Raw genomic sequence first — 16359 nt, forward strand, 5'->3', positions numbered from 1 at the left:
ACAACGACACGATGTACGTCGCCTACGGCAACACGCAGATCAGCGTGGCCCAGCTGTCGGCCGACGGCAAGAGCGAGGTCCGCAGCCAGCAGGTGTTCTCCACCCCCTCCAGCGTCGGCACGCTGGAGGGCTCGCGGATGTACAAGCGCAACGGGAACTACTACATCTTCGTCACCCGCCCGGCCAACGGCCAGTACATCCTGAAGTCCACCAACGGGCCCTTCGGCCCGTACGAGATGCGCCAGGTCCTGCTGAACATGTCCGGCCCGGTCTCCGGCGGCGGCGTGCCGCACCAGGGCGGCCTGGTGCAGACCCAGAACGGCGCTTGGTACTACATGGCCTTCCAGGACGCCTACCCCGGTGGCCGGATCCCCGTCCTGGCCCCGATCACCTGGACCTCCGACGGATGGCCGACCGTGCAGACCGTCAACGGCGGCTGGGGCGCCTCCTACCCGAACCCGGTCACACCGCGTCAGGTGAAGTCGCCGACCGGGACCGACACGTTCACGGGCACGGAGCTGGGGCCGGAGTGGGAGTGGAACCACAACCCCGACACCACCAAGTTCAGCGTCGGCAGCGGACTGCGGCTGCAGACCGCCACCGTTACCAACGACCTGTACTCGGCCCGCAACACCCTCTCCCACCGCATCCTCGGGCCGTCCTCGACGGCGACGATCCAGCTGGACTACTCCCAGATGCGCGACGGTGACCGGGCGGGGCTGGCGATGCTGCGCGACTCCTCGGCCTGGATCGGCGTACGGCGCGACAACGGCCAGACCCGGCTGGTCGCGACCAACAACCTGACCATGAACGGCAGCTGGCAGACCACCTCCACCGGCACCGAGGTGGCCTCCACCGCCGTGTCCGGCGGGCGGATCTGGCTACGGGTCAACGCCGACATCCGGCCCGGCAGCGGCCGCCAGGCCAAGTTCTCCTACAGCACCGACGGGGTGAACTTCACCTCCTTCGGCCCCGCCTTCACGATGGGCAACGCCTGGCAGTTCTTCATGGGCTACCGCTTCGGCATCTTCAACTACGCCACCCAGTCCCTGGGCGGCTCGGTCACCGTCAACAGGTTCGACCTCACCACCCCCTGACGAACACGATGCTGAGGAGCAGTCAGATGGGCAGGATTCTCCGCTGGGCGATGGCGGCGGCACTCGCCGCCGGATCCCTGGTCGCGGTCGGCGGTGCGACAACCCCGGCCGCGGCCCTGGACAACGGGCTCGCCCGTACGCCCCAGCTGGGCTGGAACGACTGGAACAGCTTCGGCTGCAACGTCAACGACAGCCTGATCCGGCAGACCGCGGACATCATGGTGTCGAGCGGCATGGCGGCGGCGGGCTACCAGTACGTGAACATCGACGACTGCTGGTCCACCAAGAGCCGCAACGCCAGCGGCGACCTGGTGCCGGACCCGCAGAAGTTCCCCAACGGCATCAAGGCCGTGGCCGACTACGTCCACTCCAAGGGCCTGAAGCTCGGCATCTACTCGTCGGCGGGTCTCACGACCTGTGCGGGCTACCCGGCGAGCCTCGGCAACGAGCGGCGTGACGCGGCCCTGTGGGCGTCCTGGGGCGTCGACTACCTCAAGTACGACAACTGCGGCGACCACCAGGGCAAGAACGGGCAGCAGCGGTACCAGGCGATGCGCGACGCGCTGGCCGCGACCGGACGCCCGATCCTGTTCAGCCTGTGCAACTGGGGCCAGGAGAGCGTCTGGACCTGGGGCATGCAGACCGGCAACTCCTGGCGCAACACCGGCGACATCCAGGCGAACTGGAACTCGGTCATGGGCATCCTGGACCAGCAGGTCGGACTTGAGGCGTACTCGGGGCCGGGCGGCTGGAACGACCCCGACATGCTGGAGGTCGGCAACGGCTCGATCACCGGCACCGAGGGCCGGGCGCACTTCAGCCTGTGGGCGCTGCTGAACGCCCCGCTCATCGCGGGCAACGACCTGCGCACGATGAGCGCCGACACCCGGACGATCCTCACCAACACCGAGGTCATCGCCGTGAACCAGGACTGGGGCGGCCGGCAGGGCAGCAAGATCAGCGACAACGGGAACCTGGAGGTCTGGCGCAAGCCGATGTCGAACGGATCCGTCGCGGTCGTGCTGCTCAACCGGGGCACCTCGACGGCGACGGTGTCCACCACCACCTCCGCCCTGGGTCTCGGCGCCGCGTCCTCCTACTCGGTCCGCGACCTGTGGGCGCACAGCACCGGCTCCTCGACGGGCACGATCAGCGCGTCCGTGCCCGCGCACGGGGCCGCCATGTACGTCGTGACCGGTGGGGGAATCGTCACGCCCTCAGCCACGCCGTCGGCCACGCCGACGCCTCCGGGCCCGACCGGCGCGATCAAGGGGGTGGGTTCCAGCAGGTGCCTGGACGTCGCCTCGCAGACCAACGGCACGCAGGCGCAGATCTGGGACTGCAACGGCCAGACGAACCAGCGGTGGTCCCAGACCAGCTCTGGCGAGCTGCGCGTGTACGGCAACAAGTGCCTGGATGTGAACAACCGGGGCACGGCGGATGGCACTAATGTGATCATCTGGGATTGCAACGGCCAGAACAACCAGCAGTGGCGCTTCAACGCGGACGGCACCATCACCGCCGTCGGCGCGAACAAGTGCCTCGACGTGCCCAACAACGCCACCGCGAACGGCACCAAGCTGACAATCTGGTCCTGCAACGGCGGCGCGAACCAGCGATGGACCCGCGTCTGACCCCTACACGGTGACCTTTCTCGCCGGGGGACCATCCCCCGGCGAGGGACGGCAAGGAGCACGTATGTCCCACTCGACGGCCCACGAGTCCGCTGCCTCGCGAATAAACACGAGCATCCCCCATCCGGCGCGGGTGTACGACTATCTGCTGGGCGGCAAGGACAACTTCGCGGCCGACCGTGAGGCCGCCGAGCAGCTCCTGAAGATGTCGCCGGGCACGCGGGAGGGCGTCCAGGCCCACCGGGCCTTCCTGCGCCGTGCGGTGGGCTACCTCGCGGCGGAGGCGGGGATCACGCAGTTCCTCGACATCGGGACCGGCATCCCCACCCAGGGCAACACCCACGAGATCGCGCAGGAGGCCAACCCGCGGGCCAAGGTGGCCTACGTCGACAACGACCCGATCGTCCTGGTCCACGGCCGCGCACTCCTGCGGGGCAGCTCGGCCGGGGCGACGACGGTGATCGAGGCCGACATGCGGGAGCCGGAGACGATCCTGTCCCACCCGGAGGTCCGGGAGGTGATCGACTTCACCCGCCCGGTGGGCGTCATCCTGGCCGGGGTCCTGCACTTCCTCCCCGACGACGAGGGGCCGTACGCGCTGGTCGAGCGGTTCAAGGAGGCGGTCCCCCCGGGCAGCCACCTGCTGCTGTCGCACATCACGCTCGACTTCGCCCCCAAGGTGGACCGGGAGGAGTTCACCAAGCCGTACGACAACAGCACCGCCCCCATGGTGCCCCGTACGCTCGCCGAGGTGCTGCCGTTCTTCGACGGCTGGCGGGTGATCGACCCGGGCCTGGTCGAAGTGGTGCGGTGGCGGCCGGACGACGGCTACGAGTACATCCCGGGCGGGCACGCCTGGGCCTACGGCGGCGTCGCCGTGAAGCCCTGACGGCGCCCTGACGGCAGGCATCCTCGCACCGGCGCAGGCCGGCCGGCCCGTGCGGTCCCGTGAGGCGGGACCGCACGGGCCTCAGCGTGCCGGGATGAGCGTGGGCCCCGCCTCGACGACCTTCAGCGGCGCGGAGCCGTACCGCCGCCGCAGCGCGGCGGAGGCCCGGGCCACGCCGGTGACGCCGACCTCCACCGCGGTGCCGTCGGGACGGACGGCCACGGAGGTGACGGACACCCCGCGCCGGCGCCAGTAGCCGATGTCGCCGCGCACGCGGGCGGCCAGCGCGTCCAGTTCGCGGGCCGCGTGCGGGGCGTCGCGGATCTGAACCGGCGCCCCCGGAAACCGTCTGCGCAGCGCCGCGTCCAGGGTGGCCGACGGTCGCCGGTAGACGATCAGGCGGTGTCCCGAGGGGGCGAGGACGACCCCGGCGTAGTGCCGGGGGAAGTCTCGCCGCAGGATCGCGTCGATCCGGTCCGCGGTCCGGGCGAGCTTCACCTGGTCGACCGGTGCGCCGCCCGGCGTGTCGCCCACCGCGCGGCCCGTCGTGTCCGACGCGCCGCCCGCCCCGCCCGGGGCCGCGGGGCCGCCTCCGCCGGAGGCCGGCGACGCGCAGGCCGCCGTGGTGAGCAGGCACCCCGCGGCCAGCGCCCCGAGCAGCGCCGCTCCGGCCCTGCCGGCGATCTTCGCCCGGCGTCGCGGGGGCGCGGTGGCACCCAGGCCCGCCACGGCCCCTCCGGTGACCGGATCGTCCTGCTTGTGCCGGTTCATGGGCCGCCCTTCCTGTCAGTGTGAGCCACTGTGGCCCGCACCCTCCTCGCTGAGGGTACGGGCCGTGGTGGTGGCGGGGGCGGAACCGCGGTCGCGCCGCGGTCCCGCCCGATGCCAGGCCGGTCGGCCGGCTCAGCCGAGTGTGATCGCGATGCCGGGGAACGCGGAGGTCGCGTTGCTCCACGGCGAGTAGTACATCCGCCAGGCGCAGGTCCGGCCGCTGGTCACGTAGCCGGTGCAGGTGACGGCGGTGCTGGTGTCGATGGCGGTGTTGACGCCCGCCGCGTACACCTGGCTGGTGTTGGCGGAGTTGACGACCTCCACCGAGCCGCCGCTGTCGCCCTGCCCGACGGCGTTGGTGTGGGCCGTCTGCTCGGCGCGGACGGTGCCCGTGATCAGGTAGCCGACGTTGATGGTCACGCCCGTCTGCTGGACCTGGATGCTGCAGTTGGTGCCGGAGTAGGCGCCGGAGGTGCACAGCCACATGCCGACGTAGCTGCTGGTGGTGCCGATGACCGGGTTGTTGTACTCGGTGGACACGTTGCCGACGGGGTTGTTGAAGACCCGGCCCGCGGCGCTGGTGTTGATCAGCAGGACGTCCAGGCCGTTGTTGTCCTGGGTGACACTGCCGATCACCTCACCGGTGGGGTCGGTGGCCGTGTTGCCCGCCGCGGCGCAGTGACCCGCCGACAGGATCTTGCTCGACCCGCCGTAGGTCACCGCGAAGCCGGTGCTGCAGCCTCCGCCGGGGGACTGCCACGCGCCGCCGCCGTACCAGGGCGGTGAGTCGTTCCAGCGGGTGGCCAGCTGCGGGCGGACGCCCGCCTCCACGGTGATCGGCACGGTCTCGCCCGACGCCGCCGAGCGGGCCCTGCCGGCGTCGACGCCGGTGACGGTGAGGCCGGAGCCGTCCACGCGGGGCGCGATGGACGTGATCGCGCTGCCGGCCCTCTTGGTGATCCGGGCCATCGCGGCGGTGAGCTCCGCCGCGGAGTGCCGGGCGGGCAGGACGCTCACCGCGACGTCGCCGCGCAGCTGGCCGACGAGCCCGTCGATCGCCTGGGAGGTGCGGCCCTTCCAGTACAGGCGCAGCTCGTGGTTCTCGGGGGCGACCACGATGCCGGCGTAGCCGCCGCCGTTCCGCTCCTGCGCGACGGCGGCGGTGATGCGGTCCGCGGCGCGGACCAGCCGCTCCTGGGTCGCGAGGAGGTCCTTCCAGGACGCGAAGCCGCCGGGCACCGCACCGGCGGGCTCGATGGCCTGTGTCGTGGTGTCCTTGCCCGGGTCCTGTGCGGCGGCCGGGTGAGCACCGGCGACGGCCACGAGGACGAGGCCGGCGCCGAGCGCGGTCGCGAGGCGGGCGAAGCGTCCTGTGGTCCTGGTGGTGGGGGAGAGTTTCACGAAGGATTTCCTCCTTGCCGATTCGATCGGGGCGAATCCGGTATTTCACGAATTGCGGGTCCGATCAATGGCTTGACGCAGAGGTCTACCGGCGGTATTGCGCGAAGTCAGACAGCCGTATACGGGGATTGTGGTCGAGAATTATGCGAGCCTCGTCAGTGCCCTGTGCTGCGGTGATGGCGCTGCCTGCGGGGACTTCCGCGCTACCCGAATATCCCGTATCGGAATGTCTTCGGCGGAGCGGAATTGGTGAACCGAAAGCGGGGATGAAGGGAGCCCTGAACAACCATCCGGGCCGTCCGCGCGGGGAAAAGAGCGCGTGAGAATACGGCGCGGGCCGAGGGCGTGGGCCGGGGGCGCGGGCCACTGCCGCGGCGGTGCGACGGCCCTCCGGGCGCACGCCGAGATCGCGATCCGGCCGGGCGGGCCCGGCCGGATCGCGATCCGTCTCGCCGTCAGCCGTCGATGCGGTGCGTGGTCCAGAACGACGACAGGTCGGCCGAGGTCGCGGCCTGGGCCGCGGCCTTGAAGTCCGCCGTGGTCGAGACCCCGTACCAGTGGGCGGCGGCGTAGTTTCTCAGGAGGTTCTCCATGGCCGTCGTGCCGATCGCGCGCCGCAGGTCGTGCAGCGCGCACTTGCCGTAGCCGTAGACGACCGTCGAGTACCGGCTCGGGTGGGCGTCCCAGTAGGCCATCGAGTTGGTGATCTTCTCCGCGGACGACTGCCAGGAGACGCTGTTCCAGCAGTTGGTGCCGGAGAGGCCGTTGTAGAGGTCGGTGGCGTAGTCGGCGAACGACTCGTCCAGCCACGGGCTGGTGTACTCGTCGTCGCCGACGATGCCGTACCACCACTGGTGGGCCAGTTCGTGGGCGAGCGCCGTGGAGCTGATCACGTCGAGCACGAAGCCGGGATACTCCATGCCGCCGAACCAGAAGTTGTTGTCCAGCACCACGTCCACCTCGGCGTACGGAAACGCGCCGAACCGCCCGGCATGGGCGACCAGGGCGTTCTTCGCCGTGGTCATCATCGAACTCGCGCTGCTCGAACTGATCGAGCTCACCCGGTAGACGTTCACCGTGACGCCGGTGGTCGTGGTGCTGGTGGTCTTCGTGAACGGCCCGGCACCCCAGGCGAACTCACGGACGTTCTTCGCCGTGGCCCTGGTGACCGTGCGGCCGGAGGCGCCCGGCGTGTCGACGGAGGTGCCGGTCGCGGGCACGAGCAGCGACGTCGGGTGGTCGAGCGTGACGTCGTAGTCGCTGATGAGCGCGTAGAAGGACTCTCCGTTGTTCGTGTAGGGGTCGAGGTGCCATCCGCTCGCGTCCCGGACCGCCAGGACCGGCAGCGCGTTCCCGACGAAGTTGTACGACCCGTCGCGGCCGAAGCGGTCGGCGCCGCTGGGCACCACGATGCTGAGATCGAACCCGACCGAGGCGCTCTGGTTCTGGGCGAGGGCAGCGGGCAGCGTGATCTTCATCGCGGTGCAGCCGGCCGAGAGGGCGGACGGCGTGCCCCCGGTCACGTTGGTCACCGTGATCGGGGTGGACGGGCACGACCCGTGGGCGTTGTCCCACAACCGGAGGTAGACCTCCGTCAGGGGGTCGGCGGACGCGTTCGTGAAGGTGACGCTTTCGTGCCCCGTCCAGGTCGTGCCCGAGGTGTTGCTGCTCAGGGTGACGGTGTAGGAGGGCTTCGACGGCGTCCGGATGCCGTCCGCGGCGTGGGCCGCCGGCGGGACACCCAGGACGAGGAGCGACGCCGCGGCCGCGGCGGAGATCAGGACTCGTCGCAGCATGAGGACGGTCTCCCTTCAGGTACCCGGCCCCCGAATCTGCCGACGTAATCTAACTTTTTGTCAACAGCCGGTCAATGGACCTCCACGCCGGTCGCCCACCCCCGCCGCGTCCGGGCACGACGCCGGCGGCGCCGCCGAGTCGCATTCTGAGCGGTTCGTACGGCCGTTTTCGGTCGTCCTTTCCGCCCGCGTGAAACGGCGTCGTCTCCTCGATGTCATATCGGGAACGCCCCGCGCCGTCATTGCCGGTGACCGGACCTGAAATGGCCAAAATTTCAACGAACAAAAACTCTGGTTACACGGCTTTCACGCAATGTTCCGCCGTTCGAAACTCGGATCCGGTGCCGGGCGGTCAGGGATGCGGGGCGGGCGGGCGGCCCGTACACCAGGGCCGGTGGAGAAGACAACGTCGTCGGGCGTGATCGAGACCACAGACGCGCGGCTCGCTGCCGATCTCGTCGTACGGTCCGGCCCGCCACCACTGAAACCGATTTCAGCGGCGCGCGACACGCCGATTTTTTGATCACGAAGTCCGCTCAAAAACACGAATTTCGCACAATTCCCAATAACCCCGGAAAAGCCTAGCCTGATGCCGCATTGATCAACTCGCAGCAACCGGGAGACAACCCTTGCGAAGTTCATCCATGGCCGTCGCCCTCACGACGGCCGCCCTTCTCGGCCTGCCCGCCGTGTCCGCCGCGGCGCAGACCGTCCCGCCGGCCCTCTCCGGTGCGGTCCCCTCCGGCTCTTCCGCGGCGACGGGAGCCGCCGCGGCGTCCCCGGCCGGGGACCACACCGTCACCCTCGTCACCGGCGACACCGTGCGGGCGCGTCTGGAAGGCAACGACCTGCGCGTCCTGTCGGCCGAGCCGGGGGAGGGGCGTACGGGGATCACGTTCGACGTCACCGACCGCGGTGACCAGGTGTCGGTGGTCCCCTCGGACGCGGCCGCCCTCATCAAGGCCGGCCGCCTCGACCCCGAGCTCTTCGAGGTCGGCACCCTGATCGCGGACGGCTATGACGACGAGCGCAGCCAGTCCATCCCGGTCATGACCACGTACGGCAAGAGCACGACCACCGAGAACGCCGACCGGGCCCGTGCCGCGTTCGGCGGGGCGGCCAAGAGCCGGCGCGTCTTCCCCCGGCTGGGCATCAGCGCGCTCGCCATCGGGAAGAAGACCGCGCCCGACGCCTGGCGCGGCCTCACCGGCGGCTCCGCCAGGCCCACCGGCCTGCAGGGCGGTGTCACCAAGCTGTGGCTGGACGGCAGGGTGACGGCCGGGCTCGACCAGAGCGTCCCGCACATCGGCGCGCCGACGGCGTGGGCGAGCGGGTACGACGGCACCGGCGTCAAGGTCGCGGTGCTGGACAGCGGGTACGACACCGACCATCCCGACCTGGTCAACCAGGTCGTCGCCTCCGCGGACTTCACCGGCAACGCGAACGGGGTCGAGGACGGCCAGTCGCACGGCACGCACACCGCCTCGACCGTAGCCGGGACCGGCGCCGCCTCCGGGGGCCTGTACAAGGGGGTCGCCCCCGGCGCCGACCTGGTCATCGGCAAGGTCCTCAACGACGAGAACTGGGGCTACGACTCCTGGATCATCGACGGGATGAACTGGGCGGTCGGCCAGCAGGGCGTCAAGATCGTCAGCATGAGCATCCAGAGCGGCCCGGGCTACCCCGACCACCCGATCGCGACGGCGATCAACAGCCTGACCTCCGAGTACAACGCGCTGTTCGTGGTCTGCTCGGGCAACTACGGCTCCGGCACGTCCACCATCAGCTCCATCGGCGTCGCCGACAAGGCGCTGACCGTGGGCGCGGTGGACCTGACCGACACCGTGGCGGGCTTCTCCAGCCGCGGTCCGGTGGGCGACCAGGGCCTGAAGCCGGACATGACCGGCCCCGGCGTGGACATCACCGCGGCCGTGCCCGGCGGCGGCTACGGCACGATGAGCGGGTGCTCGATGGCGACGCCGCACGTCGCCGGGACGGCCGCGCTCGTCAAGCAGCGTCACCCCGCCTGGGGCGCGCAGCGGCTGAAGGACGCCCTGATGGGCACCGCCGCGGCCGCCGCCGGCTCCACCCCGTACACGTACGGCACCGGCCGGGTCAACGCGGCCCGGGCGGTCAGCCAGTCGCTCACCGCCAACCCGCCGAGCGCCGCGCTGTCGGTCACCGCGGCCCAGCCCACCGCCACGCAGACCGTGACCTACACCAACGACACGACCTCCGCGGTGACGCTGAACCTGGCCGTGTCCGCGACCGACGCGGCCGGGACGACGGCCGCCCCGTCGGGCCTGTTCACCCTGAGCGCGAGCACCGTGACGGTGCCCGCGAACGGCACCGCGCAGGTGACCGTCACCCTGCACCAGGTGAGCTCGGCGATCAGCCTCTTCGGGGGCGTCCTGACCGCCACGTCCTCCGGCGGCGCGTCGGTGCGCACCGCGCTGGGCGGCCGCATCCAGGCGACCTCCACCTACAACACCACGGTCCGCGTCCACTACAACCCCGGCGCGGGCAACACCATCACCCTCCGCGGTGACTCGCCGCTGAGCTGGTCCAGCGGGCAGAACTGCGTCAACACCGCGGCCGGCCTGTGGGAGTGCGGGTTCAACCTCGCCACCGGACAGGCGTTCCTGTACAAGCCGCTGATCAACGACACCGTCTGGGCCACCGGCTCCAACTACTACGGTGTCGGCGGCGGGACCTACGACATCTACCCCAGCTTCTAGCACCTGCTGACGAGACCCCGGCCGGACGCCTTCCGGCCGGGGTTCTCCGTTTCCGGCGGCGTACGAAGCCGCGGTCGCGGCCCGGGCCGGTCCCGCGGGGGGCCTCCGGGCCGGTTCAGGTGAGGGACTCGCCGCCGTCGACGGTGACGACCTGGCCGGTGACGTAGTTGTTGGCCATGAGGAAGAGGGCCGCGGCGGCGGCCTCCTCGGCCGTGCCGATGCGGCCGAGGGGAGCGGTCGACCCGGCGGCGGCGATCGCGGCGTCGGAGTCGAGTCCGGGCCGCGAGCGGATGAGCGGCGTGTCGATGCGGCCGAAGCGGACGGTGTTCACGCGGATCCGTGCAGGGGCGAGTTCCACGGCGAGGGCCTTGGTGAGGGTCTCCACGGCGCCGGCGACCGACAGCGGGGCGGTCAGCCCGGGGGCGGGGCGGACCACGAGGATCCCGGAGCTGAAGGTGAGCGAGCCGCCCGGCGGAAGCCGGTCCGCCGCCGCGCGGGCGACGGCGAAGGCCGGCCAGAGGCGGGAACCGAGGGTCGTGCGGATGTCGTCGGCCGACAGGCCGGTCAGGGGGCCGGCTCCGCTGAGGCCGCCCGCGGTGACGAGCGCGTGGTCGGCGTGCCCCGCCTTGTCGAAGGCCTCGGCGAGGGTCCGCTCGTCCCCGGCGTCACCGGGGACGGCCAGCACGGCGTCGTCGGGATCCTCGGCCGGGCCCGCGCTCCGCACCCGGGAGACGGCGGCCTTCAGGCGGCCGGGGTCGCGGCCGACCAGCACGACGCGGGCGCCGACCGAACGCAGCAGGACGCCCGCCGCCAGGCCGATGCCCGAGCTGCCGCCGACGAGGACCGCGGTCCTGCCGGAGAGGGCGCCCGGCAGCGGCGTACGAACGGGGATGGGAGCCATGGTTGTCACTGGAGAGCCTCCGATGAAATAAACCATCTGGTTGTTTTATTTCTGGCGCCGATCCTGCCGTCTGTACGGAGGGGAGTCAACCGGATGGTTTAATCCGTCCATGGCCTACGACGCGGAGCACACCAGGCGACGGATCTTCGAAGCCGCCGCCGCCGAGTTCGCCGAGCACGGACTCGCGGGGGCCAGGGTCGACCGGATCGCGACGACCGCCAAGGCCAACAAGCAGGCCATCTACCTGTACTACGGCGGCAAGGAGAAGCTGTTCGCGGCCGTCCTGCGGGCGAAGCTGGAGGAGGTCCGCGTCTCCGTCTCCATAGATCCCGACGCGGTGGCCGAGTCGGTGGGGCAGATCTTCGACTGGTACCGGGAGCACCCGGAGCTGATCAGGCTGCTGCTCTGGGAGGCGCTGGAGATGTGCGACGAAGTCGCCGAGAGCGAGCGGGAACGCCGTGACGGTTTCCGCGAGAAGGTGCGCCATCTCGCGGGCGAGGGCGTCGCCCCCCATCTTCCCGAGCGTGCGCGCGTCCGCGCCGCCCAGGACCTGCTGTTCACTCTCATGGGACTGATCGCCTGGAACTTCGCGGTGCCCCGCATGTGCCGCCTCGTCCTGGACGAGGAGACCGACCAGGCGGCTCTGGCCCGGCGCCGTGAGACGGTGATCGAAGTCGCTCGTGCGCTCGCCGCCGCCCCAGAGGTGTTCGGTGCGATATGACGCTCCCCGCGGCCGGTTCCCGGGGAGCGGGTACGGCCTGACCGCCGGCACCTGTCAGGCCGTGGTCCGGACCGGGCCGGTCCACTTCAGTTCCGGCAGGTTGACCACGATGGCCTCCTGGGTGCTCCGGGCGATGACGACGACGGCCTCCAGGCCGGGGTCCGGGTTCTCCTCCCGGTGGGGCACGAACGGAGGCACGAAGATGTAGTCTCCCGGCTTCGTGTCGATCCGCACCTCCCGCGGCTCCTCCGCGTCGACGTCGAGGAACACGAACGACGGGGTGCCGCTGACCACGTAGATGGCGGTCTCGGAGTCGCCGTGGTGGTGGTTCGCCGAGACGGTTCCCGGGGCCACATGCGTCTGGCCCATCCACAGGCGGCTCGAACCGACGGTGGCGCCGCTGATGGCGGCGCGCCGGGTCATCCCGCCCGTCTGCGCGGTCTCGGACGTCAGACCGGCCGGCGCCACGTGGTGCAGCCTGCGGTGGAACGGGTCCTCGGGAAGGACGATCCTGCTGCTCACGTGGCGCTCCTCCGGTGGCGACGGGTATTCACCCATCAAACCAGTAGGACGTGCCGGAATCTTCCGGGTGAACGGTAAACGGTCCGGCGACGCCGGCGAGTCCCCGCGGGGATCACGCGTCCCAGGTCACGGGCAGGCTCTTGACCCCGAAGATGTCGGCGGTCTCGGGGCGCAGGCCGACCTCCTCGGCCGGCACGGCCAGGCGGAGCGTGGGGAAGCGGTCGAGCAGCGCGGGGAAGGCGACCCGCATCTCGACGCGGGCCAGCTGCTGGCCCAGGCACTGGTGGATGCCGTGGCCGAAGGCCAGGTGCCCTCCGTTCTCCCTGCGGAGGTCGAGCACGTGGGGGTCGGCGAAGCGCTCGGGGTCGCGGTTGGCGGTGTTGTAGGACAGGATGACCGTCGTGCCGGCCTCGATGGTCCGGCCGGCCAGCTCGACGTCCTCCAGCGCCGTCCTCATGAACGTCTTGGCGACGCTCAGATACCGCAGCAGCTCCTCCACGGCCTGGTCGGTGAGCGCGGGATCGGCGCGCCACGCGGCCTGCTGCGCCGGGTGGCTCAGCAGCGCGAAGGTGCCCAGCGCCAGCATGTTCGCGGTGGTGTCGAATCCGGCCGACAGCAGGATCAGGGCCATCCCCCTCAGCTCCTCGTCGGTCAGGTCGCTGTCGGTGAGGTCGCTGAGCACGTCGTCGGTGGGGTTCGCGCGCTTGGCGGCCACCAGCTCCGCGAGATACCGCTGGGTCGCGGTGTAGGCCGCGATCAGCTCCTCGTCGCCGGCCTCTCCGCCGAGGAACTTGTCGATCTGGTCCTGGAAGCGGCCCCGGTCCTCGTACGGCACGCCCAGCAGCTCACAGATCACGATGGAGGGGATGGGCCTGGCGAACGCGGTCACCAGATCGGCCGGCGGCCCGGCCTGCTCCATGGCGTCCAGGTGGTCGGCGGTTATTCGTTCGACGCGCTCGGTGAGCTGTCGCATCCGCCGGACGGTGAACCTGCCCACCAGCGGTCTGCGATAGCGCCCGTGCTGCGGCTCGTCCATCAGCAGGAACTCGCCGGGCGGCGCCGGCGGCACCTCGACGTCCCCGTAGTCGACCAGCGGGTGGTGACGCATGAGCTCCCTGCGCGAGCTGAACCGCGGGTCGGCGAGAACCGACCGGACCAGGTCGTATCCGGTGATCAGCCAGCCCTGGTGTCCGTCGGGGAAGGGGAATCGGCTGATGGGGCCGTGCTCGCGGGCCTGGATGAGCTCCTTCGGCGGGTCGAAGGGGCAGCCGGGCCGACGGGCCGTCGGCAGCGTCGTGACGGTGTGGAGGGAGTCGCCCATCGCCGTTCCTCTTTTCGCGATAGTACGTGTTTGATGCATAGCGAAAGCTACGTTGCGTTCAGGGTAGATGTCAATGTCATAGTTGGCCTTTGCCCAGCTAGACGGCGATAATTTGATGCAATGGCACTGGAGGTGAATGCAACAGTGCGTTGCAATGAATGGAGGCGAAGGCAATACTGGCGGCATGCCAGGAGGACGACTGACCCAGCAGGAGCGTCAGCGCATCGCGGCCGGGCTCGCCGACGGGCTCTCCTACGCGGAGATCGCCAGGCGGCTCGGCCGGCCGACCTCGACGATCAGCCGGGAGGTCGGGCGCAACGGCGGCCCCGGCGGCTACCGGCCCCAGCAGGCGCACCAGGCGACGGCCCGGCGGGCGCGGCGCGGCGCCCCGGCGCCCTCGCACACGGCGGGACCACCGGGTGGCGCGATGGAAGAGGAGATCATCGAGATGGCCGTGCGGACGGGCCTCCCGAGGATGATCGCGCGCGTGCACCTCGACCTGTTGCTGTCCGAGGACGGCCGGCGCACCGCGGCCGAGCTGACCCGCAGGCTGAAGGTCAGCCCGGCCTCCGTCTCCATGTCCGTGAACTACCTGGTCCAGCACGGGTACGCCCGGCGTGAGCGCGATCCGCGGCGGCGTCGCGACGTCTACGTGGTCGACAACGAGGCGTGGTACCACTCGATCGTGACCGGCACGCGGCAGACGCTCGAAGCGGCCCGGGTCGCGATCGCCGCGGCGGAGACGGTCGGGCTCGACGGGCCCGTGGGGCAGCGGCTGGCCAGGGGAGGGGCGTTCCTGGAGCGGGTCAGCCTGGACATGATCGAGTCGGCCGACCGCTGGCGCGCCCTCCTGACCTGTGACGGGCGGAAGAGCTCACCGGGCTCCCCGCCCGGAAAGCCGTTGACGGGGGAGAACGGCCACGAGCATTATGAACACAGGTTCATGAACGACTGTTCATAATCTTGGAGGCATGGTGATCGTCAACAGCGAGCAGGCGGCGGCGTGGAACGGCTACGAGGGCGAGCACTGGGCCTCCCACCGCGACCGCTACGACGCGGTGAACAGCGGCTTCAACGACGCGCTCCTCGGCGCGGCGGCGATCGGCGAGCACGACCACGTGCTCGACCTCGGCTGCGGCAACGGTCAGGTGACCCGGCTCGCCGCGCGCCGGGCGGGTTCGGGAGGGGCCACCGGCGTCGACCTCTCCGAGCCGATGCTGCGCACCGCCCGGCTCGCCGCGCTGCGCGAGGGCGTCGGCAACGTGACCTTCGAGCGCGGCGACGTGCAGGTCCACCCGTTCCCGGACGCGGCGTTCGACGTGGCGGTGAGCCGCTTCGGGGTGATGTTCTTCGCCGATCCCGTCGCCGCCTTCGCCAACGTCCGCCGTGCCCTCCGTCCCGGGGGACGGCTGGCGTTCCTGTCCCTGCGGCAGGCCGGGAGCGGCGACCTGGAGGAGGTGTTCGCCGCCGTGGCCGAGCACGTTCCGGCGCTCCGGCCGGCGGAGACGGGCAGCGGCCCCGCCTCGCTGGCCGACCCGGACCGGGTCCGGGACGTCCTCGCCGCCGCGGGTTTCCGGGACGCCGGGTGCGCGCCCGTGACGGCTCCGCAGATCTGGGGCAGGGACGCGGCCGACGCGGCGGAGTTCCTCGGCGGCTGGGGGCCCGTGCGCCACCACCTCCGCGCGGTGGACGACGCCTCGGCGGCCCGCGCGCTCGACGCGCTGGAGACGGCGCTGCGGCGCTTCGAGGAGCCCGGCGGGCCGCTGCGGCTCACCGGCTCCGCGTGGCTCGTGACGGCCGTCCGGTGAGACGTGCGACCTGGGCGGGGCCGAGGGCGCCGCACTAGCATGCGGGGTGATGTCACCGAGGAAAGCGGCCGCGCTGCGAGACGGCGGGCGGAGCCTGCGTGAGCACCTGATCGCCACCGCCGAGCGGCTGATGGCCGAGCGCGGGGCGGCGGGGCTGACCGTGCGCGCCATCGCCCGGGAGGCCGGAGTCGCCGACGGTGTGCTCTACAACCACTTCGCCGACAAGGAGGAACTGCTGGCGTGCGCGCTGCGCGCCCGCGTGCGGGCCGTCGAGAGCGGCCTGGGCGACCTTCCCGAACCGGGCGCCGGCACCGTCGAGGCCGGTCTGCGCGCCTTCGTGGCGTACGGCATGGCCCTGCACGCGGGCATCCTGCCGGTGCTCGCCGGGCTGGCCGGGCAGCCGGCCGTGCTGGCCAGGTTCGCCGGCGGGCCCGTCCCCGGCCTGGACTGGCGCGACCGCCTGCTCGCCTACCTGAAGGCCGAACGGGACCTCGGCCGCCTGGCCCCGGACGCGCGGGTCGAGGCGGCGGCGCGGATGATCGTCGGCGTTTGCCACGAGCCGGTGACGTCCGCCATGGCCTCCGTGCCGCCGGCGGATCCGCCCGCCCCCGCGCCGCCCGCTTCAGCACCGGGCGCCGCCGGACCGGACGACGCGGGCTTGGACGATCTGGTCGCGGCCGTGCTGCACGGCCTCGGGAGGCGGTGAGCCGCGCCCGTCCCGGCCGTCCGGCCCGCGGCGTTCCCCTCGGCAGCCGCCCTG

Annotated in this window: 15 protein-coding genes; 9 read left to right on the forward strand and 6 right to left on the reverse strand. The window is 71.3% G+C overall.

Annotation, left to right across the window (positions count from 1 at the left end):
- The 3 genes from HHX33_RS32220 to HHX33_RS32230 form a co-directional block, all read left to right on the forward strand.
- Positions 1–1097, forward strand: a 1097-nt coding sequence (locus HHX33_RS32220; protein WP_182877875.1) for a family 43 glycosylhydrolase, incomplete at its 5' end; no start/stop codon positions are given.
- 26 nt (positions 1098–1123) lie between these two features.
- On the forward strand, positions 1124–2731 hold the full coding sequence (locus HHX33_RS32225; RefSeq protein WP_182877876.1) for a lectin: 1608 nt from the start codon (positions 1124–1126) through the stop codon (positions 2729–2731).
- Positions 2732–2795: 64 nt separating this feature from the next.
- Positions 2796–3620 carry an SAM-dependent methyltransferase gene (locus HHX33_RS32230; RefSeq protein ID WP_182877877.1) on the forward strand — a complete coding sequence of 275 codons (825 nt, stop codon included), beginning with the start codon at positions 2796–2798 and terminating at the stop codon, positions 3618–3620.
- 81 nt (positions 3621–3701) lie between these two features.
- On the opposite strand, the gene HHX33_RS32235 is transcribed toward HHX33_RS32230, so the two are convergent.
- The 3 genes from HHX33_RS32235 to HHX33_RS32245 form a co-directional block, all read right to left on the reverse strand.
- The gene (locus HHX33_RS32235) at positions 3702–4391 is read right to left on the reverse strand and encodes a hypothetical protein (RefSeq protein WP_182877878.1); all 690 of its coding nucleotides are present in this window, start codon (positions 4389–4391) and stop codon (positions 3702–3704) included.
- A gap of 132 nt (positions 4392–4523) precedes the next feature.
- Entirely contained in the window at positions 4524–5792 is a 1269-nt protein-coding gene (locus HHX33_RS32240) for a hypothetical protein (RefSeq protein WP_182877879.1), read from the reverse strand.
- A 455-nt stretch (positions 5793–6247) separates the two neighbouring features.
- Entirely contained in the window at positions 6248–7588 is a 1341-nt protein-coding gene (locus HHX33_RS32245) for a M1 family metallopeptidase (protein ID WP_182877880.1), read from the reverse strand.
- A 394-nt stretch (positions 7589–7982) separates the two neighbouring features.
- On the opposite strand from HHX33_RS32245, the gene HHX33_RS36800 reads away from it, so the two are divergent.
- Both HHX33_RS36800 and HHX33_RS32250 read left to right on the forward strand, forming a co-directional pair.
- A complete protein-coding gene (locus tag HHX33_RS36800) occupies positions 7983–8111 on the forward strand; it encodes a hypothetical protein (protein ID WP_259403091.1) in 129 nt (42 codons plus the stop codon).
- Between the two features lie 106 nt (positions 8112–8217).
- On the forward strand, positions 8218–10326 hold the full coding sequence (locus HHX33_RS32250; RefSeq protein WP_182877881.1) for a S8 family peptidase: 2109 nt from the start codon (positions 8218–8220) through the stop codon (positions 10324–10326).
- Positions 10327–10441: 115 nt separating this feature from the next.
- Here the strand turns inward: HHX33_RS32250 and HHX33_RS32255 are convergent, their stop codons facing one another.
- Entirely contained in the window at positions 10442–11227 is a 786-nt protein-coding gene (locus tag HHX33_RS32255) for an SDR family oxidoreductase (protein ID WP_220502442.1), read from the reverse strand.
- 109 nt (positions 11228–11336) lie between these two features.
- On the opposite strand from HHX33_RS32255, the gene HHX33_RS32260 reads away from it, so the two are divergent.
- Positions 11337–11948 carry a TetR family transcriptional regulator gene (locus HHX33_RS32260; protein ID WP_182877883.1) on the forward strand — a complete coding sequence of 204 codons (612 nt, stop codon included), beginning with the start codon at positions 11337–11339 and terminating at the stop codon, positions 11946–11948.
- Positions 11949–12002: 54 nt separating this feature from the next.
- On the opposite strand, the gene HHX33_RS32265 is transcribed toward HHX33_RS32260, so the two are convergent.
- A complete protein-coding gene (locus tag HHX33_RS32265) occupies positions 12003–12470 on the reverse strand; it encodes a cupin domain-containing protein (protein ID WP_310741617.1) in 468 nt (155 codons plus the stop codon).
- Positions 12471–12582: 112 nt separating this feature from the next.
- Positions 12583–13791: a cytochrome P450 gene (locus tag HHX33_RS32270; protein ID WP_182877885.1), complete on the reverse strand. Its 1209-nt coding sequence runs from the start codon at positions 13789–13791 to the stop codon at positions 12583–12585.
- A gap of 184 nt (positions 13792–13975) precedes the next feature.
- On the opposite strand from HHX33_RS32270, the gene HHX33_RS32275 reads away from it, so the two are divergent.
- The 3 genes from HHX33_RS32275 to HHX33_RS32285 are packed head-to-tail and all read left to right on the forward strand — an operon-like array spanning position 13976 to position 16305.
- Positions 13976–14752 (forward strand): helix-turn-helix domain-containing protein, encoded by a 777-nt coding sequence (locus HHX33_RS32275; RefSeq protein WP_182877886.1) that lies wholly within the window; start codon positions 13976–13978, stop codon positions 14750–14752.
- A 10-nt stretch (positions 14753–14762) separates the two neighbouring features.
- Positions 14763–15599: a class I SAM-dependent methyltransferase gene (locus HHX33_RS32280; protein ID WP_182877887.1), complete on the forward strand. Its 837-nt coding sequence runs from the start codon at positions 14763–14765 to the stop codon at positions 15597–15599.
- Positions 15600–15648: 49 nt separating this feature from the next.
- Entirely contained in the window at positions 15649–16305 is a 657-nt protein-coding gene (locus HHX33_RS32285) for a TetR/AcrR family transcriptional regulator (protein WP_182877888.1), read from the forward strand.
- Positions 16306–16359 lie beyond the last annotated feature (54 nt).

Origin of the sequence: Microbispora sp. H10670 (genome assembly GCF_014161385.1) — a bacterium.
Taxonomy (GTDB): Bacteria; Actinomycetota; Actinomycetes; order Streptosporangiales; family Streptosporangiaceae; genus Microbispora; species Microbispora triticiradicis.

Coding starts and splice junctions, on each gene's coding strand:
- HHX33_RS32285 (WP_182877888.1), top strand. CDS start 15,649: ATGTCACCGAGGAAAGCGGCCGCGCTGCGAGACGGCGGGCGGAGCCTG.
- HHX33_RS32260 (WP_182877883.1), top strand. CDS start 11,337: ATGGCCTACGACGCGGAGCACACCAGGCGACGGATCTTCGAAGCCGCC.
- HHX33_RS32270 (WP_182877885.1), bottom strand. CDS start 13,791: ATGGGCGACTCCCTCCACACCGTCACGACGCTGCCGACGGCCCGTCGG.
- HHX33_RS32235 (WP_182877878.1), bottom strand. CDS start 4,391: ATGAACCGGCACAAGCAGGACGATCCGGTCACCGGAGGGGCCGTGGCG.
- HHX33_RS32225 (WP_182877876.1), top strand. CDS start 1,124: ATGGGCAGGATTCTCCGCTGGGCGATGGCGGCGGCACTCGCCGCCGGA.
- HHX33_RS32245 (WP_182877880.1), bottom strand. CDS start 7,588: ATGCTGCGACGAGTCCTGATCTCCGCCGCGGCCGCGGCGTCGCTCCTC.
- HHX33_RS32255 (WP_220502442.1), bottom strand. CDS start 11,227: ATGGCTCCCATCCCCGTTCGTACGCCGCTGCCGGGCGCCCTCTCCGGC.
- HHX33_RS32275 (WP_182877886.1), top strand. CDS start 13,976: ATGCCAGGAGGACGACTGACCCAGCAGGAGCGTCAGCGCATCGCGGCC.
- HHX33_RS32280 (WP_182877887.1), top strand. CDS start 14,763: ATGGTGATCGTCAACAGCGAGCAGGCGGCGGCGTGGAACGGCTACGAG.
- HHX33_RS32230 (WP_182877877.1), top strand. CDS start 2,796: ATGTCCCACTCGACGGCCCACGAGTCCGCTGCCTCGCGAATAAACACG.